Origin of the sequence: Kitasatospora sp. NPDC056273, from assembly GCF_042268845.1 — a bacterium.
Lineage (GTDB): Bacteria > Actinomycetota > Actinomycetes > Streptomycetales > Streptomycetaceae > Kitasatospora.
Genome location: NZ_JBHJSJ010000058.1, coordinates 49,325 through 57,447, shown reverse-complemented (window position 1 = coordinate 57,447; position 8,123 = coordinate 49,325). Strand labels below are relative to the sequence as shown.

The window sequence follows — 8,123 nt, the reverse complement described above, 5'->3', positions numbered from 1 at the left end:
GGCCCCCCCCCCCCCCCCCCACCTCCCCCGCGCGGTCTAGGGCGTCCCCCCCCCGGGCGGGGGGGCGCCCCCGGGGGGTGAGGAGGCCGACGCCGGACAGGCCCGTCGGTGGCCGCGCCTACAGGAGCAGGGTGTTGAAGGACCGGCCCGGCCGGTCGAGGCTGTGGCCCCAGTGGCGGCCCGCGGTGTCGAGGATCCTGAGCAGGGTGGCGCGGTCCTCGGGGTGGTCCCGCAGCATCAGCGCCGACCGTTCGATGACGAGCAGGTAGTGGTCGGCGGGCGCCCAGGCCAGGTCGCGCACGCAGTCCGCGAGGGCGTCCCAGTTCCAGCCGAAGTAGGCCGGGAGGCGGAGGTGGATGCTCAGCTGCTCGAAGAGCCGCTGCTCGTCGACGAGTTCGGCGCCGTCGAGGCGGGCGACGAAGGTGGTGCCGGAGGGCGGCAGGAGGTCGGGTCCGGAGGGCCGGGTGTCCGCTCCGAGGTGGTGGACCCAGGGGGCCTCGCCGGTCCAGTACACGGTCATGTCCGTCCGATTCGACAGCAGGTTCAGCGGGGGAGCGGGACAGGGCGACGGTAGGGCTTCAGTGCTTGGGGTGCAGGACGGCCTCGGCGAGTTCCCGTACGCGGTCCATGGTGATGCCCGTGCGTTGTTCGACCGCGAGCGGGTGGTCGGTCGGCTCCAGTTCGATGAAGGGGCGCTCGCCCACGGGACGCGTGTGGACCATGGTCTTCAGGTTGATCGTCGACGGAGAGTACGGGAGCAGGTCGGTCGACAACCAGCCGAAGTACGCGGGCTCCGACTCGCGGCCGGGGGTCCCCCACAGCTCGCTCGCCCGCTCGAAGTTCTTCTCGCTGAGCGAGACCCACACGCCCCAGGAGAAGACGTCGTCCCGGCCGATGACGGGCAGCTCGATCAGTCCTCGCACGAAGAAGGCTTCGCCCTGGATCACGCACTGGTCGGACGAGAGGAGGCAGTCCCGCACCTGTTCCATGTCCGGCTGCCAGTAGGCGGGCGCAGGACTGGAGAAGTTCATGGGTGTCTCTGCGTGACGTTCGCCGCAGCAGGTGCAGGTGAATCCAAGATCGGCCGACATGCGGCAGAGACTACAGATCCGCTCCCACGCGTTGGTGGCCGGACCCGGGAGTGGTCCGACCACCAACGAGGCGTGTGCGATCAGGCCCGTGCGAGCCGGTGCCGACCTACGGTTCCCGGCAGGCGGTCAGGCGTCGGCTGTGGGCCGGGGTCAGTGTCCTGTTGCACGGAACCTCGGCAGTCTCACCGAAGCCCGAGCACTGGCTGTGCCACAGGCCGGAGGGCGCCTCGCTACGAACGGAGTCCATCATTCGCGCGTTCCGTAGCAGCCGCCGACTCGGCGAGTGCACGGACGACGAGCAATGCCGTCCCCTCGTCGTGGATCCCTGTCGATTCCCTCTGCTCCACGATCATTTCCGCTGCCATGTGCGCCGTGGCATGCGCCAGCGAGTACTCGCCCAGGACCAGATCCCGCCCGATGATCCCGATGACAGCGTCGAGAGCGGGGACGACGTCGTACAGGTTCCTTCCATCCGCCCACACGGCTTCTCGGGCCCTCGGATCCTCACTCATGAACGAGATCTTCTCAAGGATCACGAGGCCGACCGACTGTGGGGCGGCAGTCGTGCGGACCCCTGGCCACCGACTCCACCGCGGCCGGCGGCGTGAGCGGATCGGCTCGGCCGGGATCCCGGCCGAGCCGATCGCGGATCCGGTAGGCACAACAGGGCCCTGCCCTGCCGTCAGGCTTCGGTGAGGACTGCTCAGGGTTCGTCGCAACGGGACGGTCAGCGGGTGCGGTAGGCCTCGGTGATGGTCTGGTCGAGGGTGTTGCCGTCGGTGTCGGTCAGTTCGGCGCGCAGGGAGACGGCGGTGCCGGCCGGGGGGTTGTGGACGGTGACGGCGCCGGCCTCGACGGGGAGGCGGGTCCAGGAGGCGCCGCCGTCGGTGGAGGACGAGACGGTGAGCGAGCGGACGCGGCCGTGCGCGGCGGCGCCCTGCACGGTGACCGGGACGCGCAGCGCGCTGCCGGCCGTCGCGGTGCCGGTCGGGTCGAGCTCGGGGGCGAACCGGACGACGCTGACCGGGAGCGCGGTCGGGGCGGCGGTGGTGGCGGAGGCGAAGGTCCAGGACGCGGTCACCCGGGTGGTCGCGCCGGCCGCGGCCTTGCGGGTCACGGTGGTGGCCAGGCGGTAGCCCGCCGTGCCCGGGGTGACGGTGAACTCGCCGCGCCCGGCCGCGTCGGAGGCGGCGCCGACCAGCACCCCGTCGCGGTACAGCGAGGTGTAGGCGGTGTCGAACGACGGGGTCCACGGCACGTGGCCGTCGCCGTCGGCGAGCAGCGGGACGTCCGCGGTGATCCGGTCGCCGTCGCGGGAGACGGCGGGGCGGTCGGTGAGCGCGGGGCCGAAGACCGGGCCGTCGAAGGTCCGGGTGGTCGTGGCCCCGGCCCGTACGGCGACGCGGTCTTCGGTGTAGTAGGTCGGCCGGCTGCCGTCGGCGCGGGGGACGGTGACGCCGATGTCCCAGGTGCCGCGTTCGGGTGCGACGTGGAAGGTGGCGGTGCCGGGTGTGGTGACGCTCCGGGATTCGCCGATGCTCGCTCCGTCGCTCGGCTGGAGGCTGACGAGCGCGGTTCCGGCGCCGCCCGGTCCGGCGGCGCCGCGGATGTTCACGGTGGCCAGCTCCTGCGCGGAGTAGTGCTTGCTGAGCCCGGTCAGCGCGCGGGTGCCGGTGGAGGTCCGGCCGAGCAGGTAGCCGCCGGTGTCGGTGTCCCAGTTGACGTCGAACCACTGCTTGACCGCCCCGGCCTCGGTCTGCGGCCCGAGGTGGGCGACGCGCAGGTTCGGCGACCCGTTGGCGACGTTGACGGTCCTGGTGGCACCCTCGTGTGTGACCTCGACGAACATCCCGCTGTGCCGGAAGCGCGCGGACCCGTCCGGGGGCCGGACGTCGACGAGGGCGGTGGTCCGCGCGTCGACGGTGACGGTGGTGTCGTGGTCGAGGTCGAGGCGCGGCTGGACGATCCAGTCCGTCCAGATCGTCCCGCCCGGCTCCAGACCCGAGGTCAGGTTGCTGTCCAGCACGTACCGGCCCTTGGGCAGCCGCACGGTGGTGACGCCGGAGGGGGCGTCCAGCCGGACCGAGGTGTCGGCGCCGGGGCCGGAGATCCCGGTGACGCTGGTCCGGTACGGCGCGGTCGCCTGGCCGGCGCGGTCCAGGTGCCGGACAGTGAGGGTGTACGTCTCCGGCTCGGCGGCGAAGGCCGCGCCGCCGAGGGCGGGAGTCGAGGCGCCGACCAGGGCGACGGCGACGGCCAGGGCCCGGAGGGCGTTCCGGCGGGGAACGGAACGGGGAACGGAAGCTGTGGTCATGTCCTGTACTGCTCGGACGGGCACCGGAGTTCCTGTGAGCCGGGCCACATCGACGGTGGGTCGGGGCCTGTGATGCACGTCACCGGAACCCGGGTGCCGGACCGGGCAGGGCAGAGTGTGGAAGCACTCATGAGAACGCGTCTGCGCCGCGGTGACCCCGACGTCCTGGGCGAGCTCTACGACGAGCACGCCCAGGTGCTGTACCGCTACGCCCTGCGCGTGACGGGCGACTGGGCGGAGGCCGAGGACGTCGTCTCGACGACCTTCCTGGAGGCGTGGCGGGGCCGGGAGCGGCTGCACCCCGACGGCGACGGCCTGCGCCCGTGGCTGCTGGGGATCGCGACCAACGTCATGCGCCGCAACGCCCGCGCCCGGCGGCGCCGCGACCTCGCGCTCGCCCGGATCCCGGAGCGCGGCGCCGTCCCGGACTTCTCCGACGACCTGGTCGCGCACCTCGCGGACGTCGAGGAGCTGCGGGCCGCGCGCCGGGCGCTCGCCCGGCTCCGGCGCCGGGATCGGGAGGTCTTCACGCTGGTGGTGTGGGCCGGGCTGGACTACGCGAGCGCGGCGGAGGCGCTCGGCACGCCGGTCGGGACCGTCCGCTCGCGGCTGTCCCGGGCGCGGGCCCGGCTGCGCGAACTCACCGAGGCCGAGGCCAGGGCGGAGGCGAAGGTGAAGGCGAAGGCCGAAGCCAGGGCCCGCGCCGCCGCCCCCGCCCTGCCCGTACCGGGCCGCCTCCCCGCGCTCCGGCCGTCGACCCAGGAGAGCCACGGATGAACGCCACCCCGCGGCGCGCCGCGCAGCGCCCGGCGTCCGAGGAGTCGGAGCGCCGCGAACTCGCCGGGCTGCTGCCCCCGCCGGCGGTGCCCGGCCTGGATGCGGACCGCCAACTGCTGTTGAGGGAAGCGCTGTTGCGCAAGGCCGCCGAGCCGCAGGGCCGCCCCGCTCCGCGAGCCCCGCTCCGGCGTCGGGCCGGGCGCCCGGCCCGACGTCCGGCCAGGCGTTCGGCCCGGTTCCGGATCGCGGTGCCTGCGCTCGCCTGCGCCCTGGCGGTGGTCGGCGTCGTGGCGGTGGACCTCGGGGGCGCGGGAACGCCCGGACGCGACCACGCGGCGGTGGCGGAAGGCGGTGCGCCCGGCGGCTCCGAAGCCGTACGGCTGCTCGACCGCATCGCCCTCGCCGCCGCCGGATCGGAGCAACCGGCGGTCCGCGCCGACCAGTTCGTCTACATCGAGAGCAGGGTCGCCTACGCGGCGCAGAGCGCGGGCGGCGGCCCCGTGACCATGGCGCCCGCGCACACCCGGCAGGTGTGGCTGTCCGCCGACGGCAGCCGCCCCGGCCTGCTGCGCGAGGAGGGCGGGCCGGACAGCCAGCTCGGCGAGGACGGGCCGGTCCTCCACCTCGACCAGCCGGGGGCGACGGCCCGGCCCGAGGCGCCCGGCGGGGGAGGCGGTCCGTCGGTCGGCGAACCGACCCACGCCTTCGTCGCCGCGCTGCCCACCGACCCGGACGCCCTGTTGCGGCTGGTCAGGGAGCAGACCCGGGGCCAGGGCCAGGACCCGGACCAGCGGGCGTTCACGGCGATCGGCGACCTGCTGGCCGAGACCTGGGCGCCGCCGCAGGTCGGCGCCGCGCTCTACCGGGCGGCCGAGCGGATCCCCGGGGTCACGGTGGTCGCCTCGGCCGTCGACGCCGCCGGGCGCGAGGGCGTCGCCGTGGCCCGTACGGCGTACGGGCGGCAGACGCAGTGGGTCTTCGACCGGAGCACGTACGCGTTCCTCGGCGAGCGCACGGTCCTCGCCGAGGACGGCGAGGCGGGCCCGGCCGGGACGGTGGTCGGCACCTCCGCGGTCCTCGCCCGGGCCGCCGCCGACCGCGTCGGCGAACTCCCGCCGCCAGTCCGGTAGTCCGGTGCCGGCCCACCCCCGCCGGGTTCCTCCACGAGGGCCCCGGTGTGGTGGGCGCGGCCCGGCCGAGGGCCGCTCGCGGGTGAGGCGGCCGAGGGCGGCGGTCAGAACGTCACGACGATCTTCCCGGCCAGGCCGCCCTCGCGGAACCGCTCGTGCGCGGCCCGGATCTCCTGGAGCCCGTACGTGGCGTGCACCCGCGGCCGCAGGGCGCCGGCGTCGACGAGCCGGGCCAACTCGGCCAGCCCGGCGCCGTCCTCGCGCACCTGGTGGACGGTGGTGCGCACGCCTCGGGCGGAGAGGTCCGGGACGGGGCCGGCCTGGGTGGCGATCGAGGCGTAGCGGCCGCCGTCCGCGACCGCGTCGGTGACGAAGGCCCCGAAGGTGTCGAAGACCGCGTGGTAGCCGCCGCCCCGGAAGGCGGCGGGGTCGGTGGAGACGAGCCCCGCGCCGTGCTCGCGGGCGAAGCCGGCCTGTGCGTCGCGGGAGACCAGGGCGTCGACCTCGACGCCCCGCGCCCGGGCTATCTGCAGGGCGAGCCCGCCGACCGCGCCGGCGGCACCGGCGATCAGCAGCCGCTCGCCGGCGGACACCGCCAGCCAGTCCAGCGTCTGCAGGGCCGTCAGCCCGGGCAGCGGCAGCGTGGCGGCCTCGACCAGGCTGACCGCCCGCGGCGCGACGGCCACCGCCGCCGCGGGGAGGGCGACCAGGTCGGCCCAGGTGCCGCGGGTGGTGCCGAGCTGGTGGGACATGGCGATGACCCGTTCCCCCGCCTCCAGCGGGCTGTCGCCGCCGTCGACGACGACGCCGGCCAGGTCCCAGCCGAGCGTCGTCGGCAGCGGGGGAGCGCCCTCGCCGATGGCCCCCTCCCGGGTCTTGTCGTCGACGGGGTTGATGCCGCTCGCGACGGTCCGGACCAGCACCTCCCCGGGGCCGGGCGCGGGCCGGGGGGTCTCGACGAGGTCGAGGACCTCGGGGGTGCCGAAACGGTCGATCTGGATGGCACGCACGGAGGGCCCTTCACGAGGCGGGTGCTGACGCCTGGTGAAACCCCGCCGGTGGACGCCGGATTCCCCGCCCTCGCGGGCTGCCTCCCGCCGCCGGGCCCCGTTCCCCGCCGCCCCGGCTCCGTTGACTAAACCCTACCCCCCTAGGGTATGTTCTCGGTCGTCCTCACCGGGGTCGTCGACCGGCACATCCACCGTGCCCGTCCTGCGAGTTGGCGATCCTCGGCGATCGCCGCGAGGCACCGCCCCCGGCCGATACCCCTCACAGACAGGGAGTAAGAGATGGCAACCGACAGCACCGGGCCCGACCCCCGGAGGTGGCGCGCACTGGCGCTGATCGCCGCCGCGCAGTTCGTGGTGATCATGGACACCTCGATCATCGGGGTGGCCCTGCCCAGGATGAAGGACGCCCTCGGCTTCGGTCAGGAGGACCTGTCCTGGGTGTTCAACGCGTACGTGGTCGCCTTCGGCGGCCTGCTCCTGCTCGGCGGACGGCTCTCCGACCTGCTCGGCGCCCGCCGCCTGTTCAGCGCCGGCTGGGCGGTCCTCGGCGCGGGCTCACTGCTCGCCGGCCTCGCCGGGAACGTGCCCACCGAGCTGGCCGGCCGCGGCGTCCAGGGCCTCGGCGCCGCCCTCATCGCCCCCTCGGCGCTCACCCTGCTGATGACGCTCTTCGGCGGGAACCCGAAGGAACTGACCAAGGCCTTCGCCCTGTACGGCGCGGCGGCCCCGGCCGGCGGCACCGCGGGCGTCTTCCTCGGCGGCCTGATCACCCAGTACGTCAGCTGGCCCTGGGTGTTCTACATCAACATCCCGGTGGCCGTGGTCGCGCTGCTCGCCACTCCCGCGCTGATGCCCTCCGCGCCCCGGCGCCGCGGCGGCATCGACCTCGTCGGCGCGCTCACCGTCACCGCCGGACTGGCCGCCGCCGTGTACGCCGTCGTCCGCGCCCCGGAGGCGGGTTGGGCCTCCGCGTCGACCCTGCTGACCCTGGCCGGCGCGGCCGTGCTGCTGGCCGCCTTCCTGGTCGTCCAAGGCCGGCGCCGCGAGCCGCTGATGCGGCTGGGCATCTTCCGGGTGCCGAACCTCGGCGCCGCCAACCTCGCCCAGTTCCTGCTGGCCGCGGCCTGGGTGCCGATGTGGTTCTTCCTGAACCTCTACCTCCAGCAGGTCCTCCTCCTCGGCGCCTTCGCCAGCGGCGCGGCCCTGCTGCCGATGACCGTCGCCATCATGGGCATCATGATCACCCTGGCGCCCCGGCTGATCGCCCGCTTCGGCCCCAAGGCACTGGTCGTCACCGGCATGCTCGCCCTCGGCGCCGGCCTGGCCGGGCTCTCGCTGGCCCGCCCGGACGGCAACTTCTGGACCGACGTGCTGCCCGCCTCCCTGCTCGCCGCGACCGGCATGGCGCTCGCCTTCATCCCCTCCCTCGGCACCGCGATCTCCAGCGCGCCCCCGGAGGACGGCGGCCTCGCCTCCGGCATCGTCAACACCGGCTACCAGGTGGGCTCGGCGCTCGGCCTGGCCGCGATGACCGCACTGGCCGGCGCCCGGACCCCGGACGCCACCGTCCAGGGCCTGACCTCGGGCTTCTCCGCGGCCTTCCTCGGCGCCGCGGCGATCGCGGTGGCCGGGGGCCTGCTCGCGGCGGCCACCCTGCGCACCCCGCGCCCCGGGCGCGCGGACGCGGCCGGGACGAAGTCCGCGACGGCCGCGTGAGGCCGCCCACCACCCCGTCCGCCCCGTCGGGGGGGCCCGCCGCCCGGGGCGGCCCCCCCCGGCGGTCACCCCCCCCCCGAGGCGC

The 8,123-nt window shown here is 75.2% G+C and carries 8 protein-coding genes; 3 read left to right on the top strand and 5 right to left on the bottom strand.

Going from position 1 to position 8,123, the window contains the following annotated elements:
• Window positions 1–118: 118 nt before the first annotated feature.
• The 4 genes from ACFCY1_RS34585 to ACFCY1_RS34570 form a co-directional block, all read right to left on the bottom strand.
• Window positions 119–520 carry a barstar family protein gene (locus ACFCY1_RS34585; RefSeq protein WP_375877152.1) on the bottom strand — a complete coding sequence of 134 codons (402 nt, stop codon included), beginning with the start codon at window positions 518–520 and terminating at the stop codon, window positions 119–121.
• 58 nt (window positions 521–578) lie between these two features.
• Window positions 579–1,091 carry a DUF2199 domain-containing protein gene (locus ACFCY1_RS34580; protein WP_375877151.1) on the bottom strand — a complete coding sequence of 171 codons (513 nt, stop codon included), beginning with the start codon at window positions 1,089–1,091 and terminating at the stop codon, window positions 579–581.
• Window positions 1,092–1,321: 230 nt separating this feature from the next.
• A complete protein-coding gene (locus tag ACFCY1_RS34575) occupies window positions 1,322–1,627 on the bottom strand; it encodes a hypothetical protein (RefSeq protein ID WP_049656139.1) in 306 nt (101 codons plus the stop codon).
• Window positions 1,628–1,818: 191 nt separating this feature from the next.
• Window positions 1,819–3,405: a serine protease gene (locus ACFCY1_RS34570; protein ID WP_375877150.1), complete on the bottom strand. Its 1,587-nt coding sequence runs from the start codon at window positions 3,403–3,405 to the stop codon at window positions 1,819–1,821.
• A 129-nt stretch (window positions 3,406–3,534) separates the two neighbouring features.
• Here ACFCY1_RS34570 and ACFCY1_RS34565 point away from each other — a divergent pair, with 129 nt between their 5' ends.
• On the top strand, window positions 3,535–4,182 hold the full coding sequence (locus tag ACFCY1_RS34565; protein ID WP_375877149.1) for an RNA polymerase sigma factor: 648 nt from the start codon (window positions 3,535–3,537) through the stop codon (window positions 4,180–4,182).
• Window positions 4,179–5,312 carry a CU044_5270 family protein gene (locus ACFCY1_RS34560; protein WP_375877148.1) on the top strand — a complete coding sequence of 378 codons (1,134 nt, stop codon included), beginning with the start codon at window positions 4,179–4,181 and terminating at the stop codon, window positions 5,310–5,312. The genes ACFCY1_RS34565 and ACFCY1_RS34560 overlap by 4 nt, the downstream gene beginning before the upstream one ends.
• Window positions 5,313–5,416: 104 nt before the next feature.
• Here ACFCY1_RS34560 and ACFCY1_RS34555 read toward each other — a convergent pair whose 3' ends face one another.
• Window positions 5,417–6,322 carry an NADP-dependent oxidoreductase gene (locus ACFCY1_RS34555; protein ID WP_375877147.1) on the bottom strand — a complete coding sequence of 302 codons (906 nt, stop codon included), beginning with the start codon at window positions 6,320–6,322 and terminating at the stop codon, window positions 5,417–5,419.
• A gap of 279 nt (window positions 6,323–6,601) precedes the next feature.
• Between ACFCY1_RS34555 and ACFCY1_RS34550 the strand changes: the two genes are divergently transcribed.
• A complete protein-coding gene (locus tag ACFCY1_RS34550; protein WP_375877146.1) occupies window positions 6,602–8,038 on the top strand; it encodes an MFS transporter in 1,437 nt (478 codons plus the stop codon).
• Window positions 8,039–8,123 lie beyond the last annotated feature (85 nt).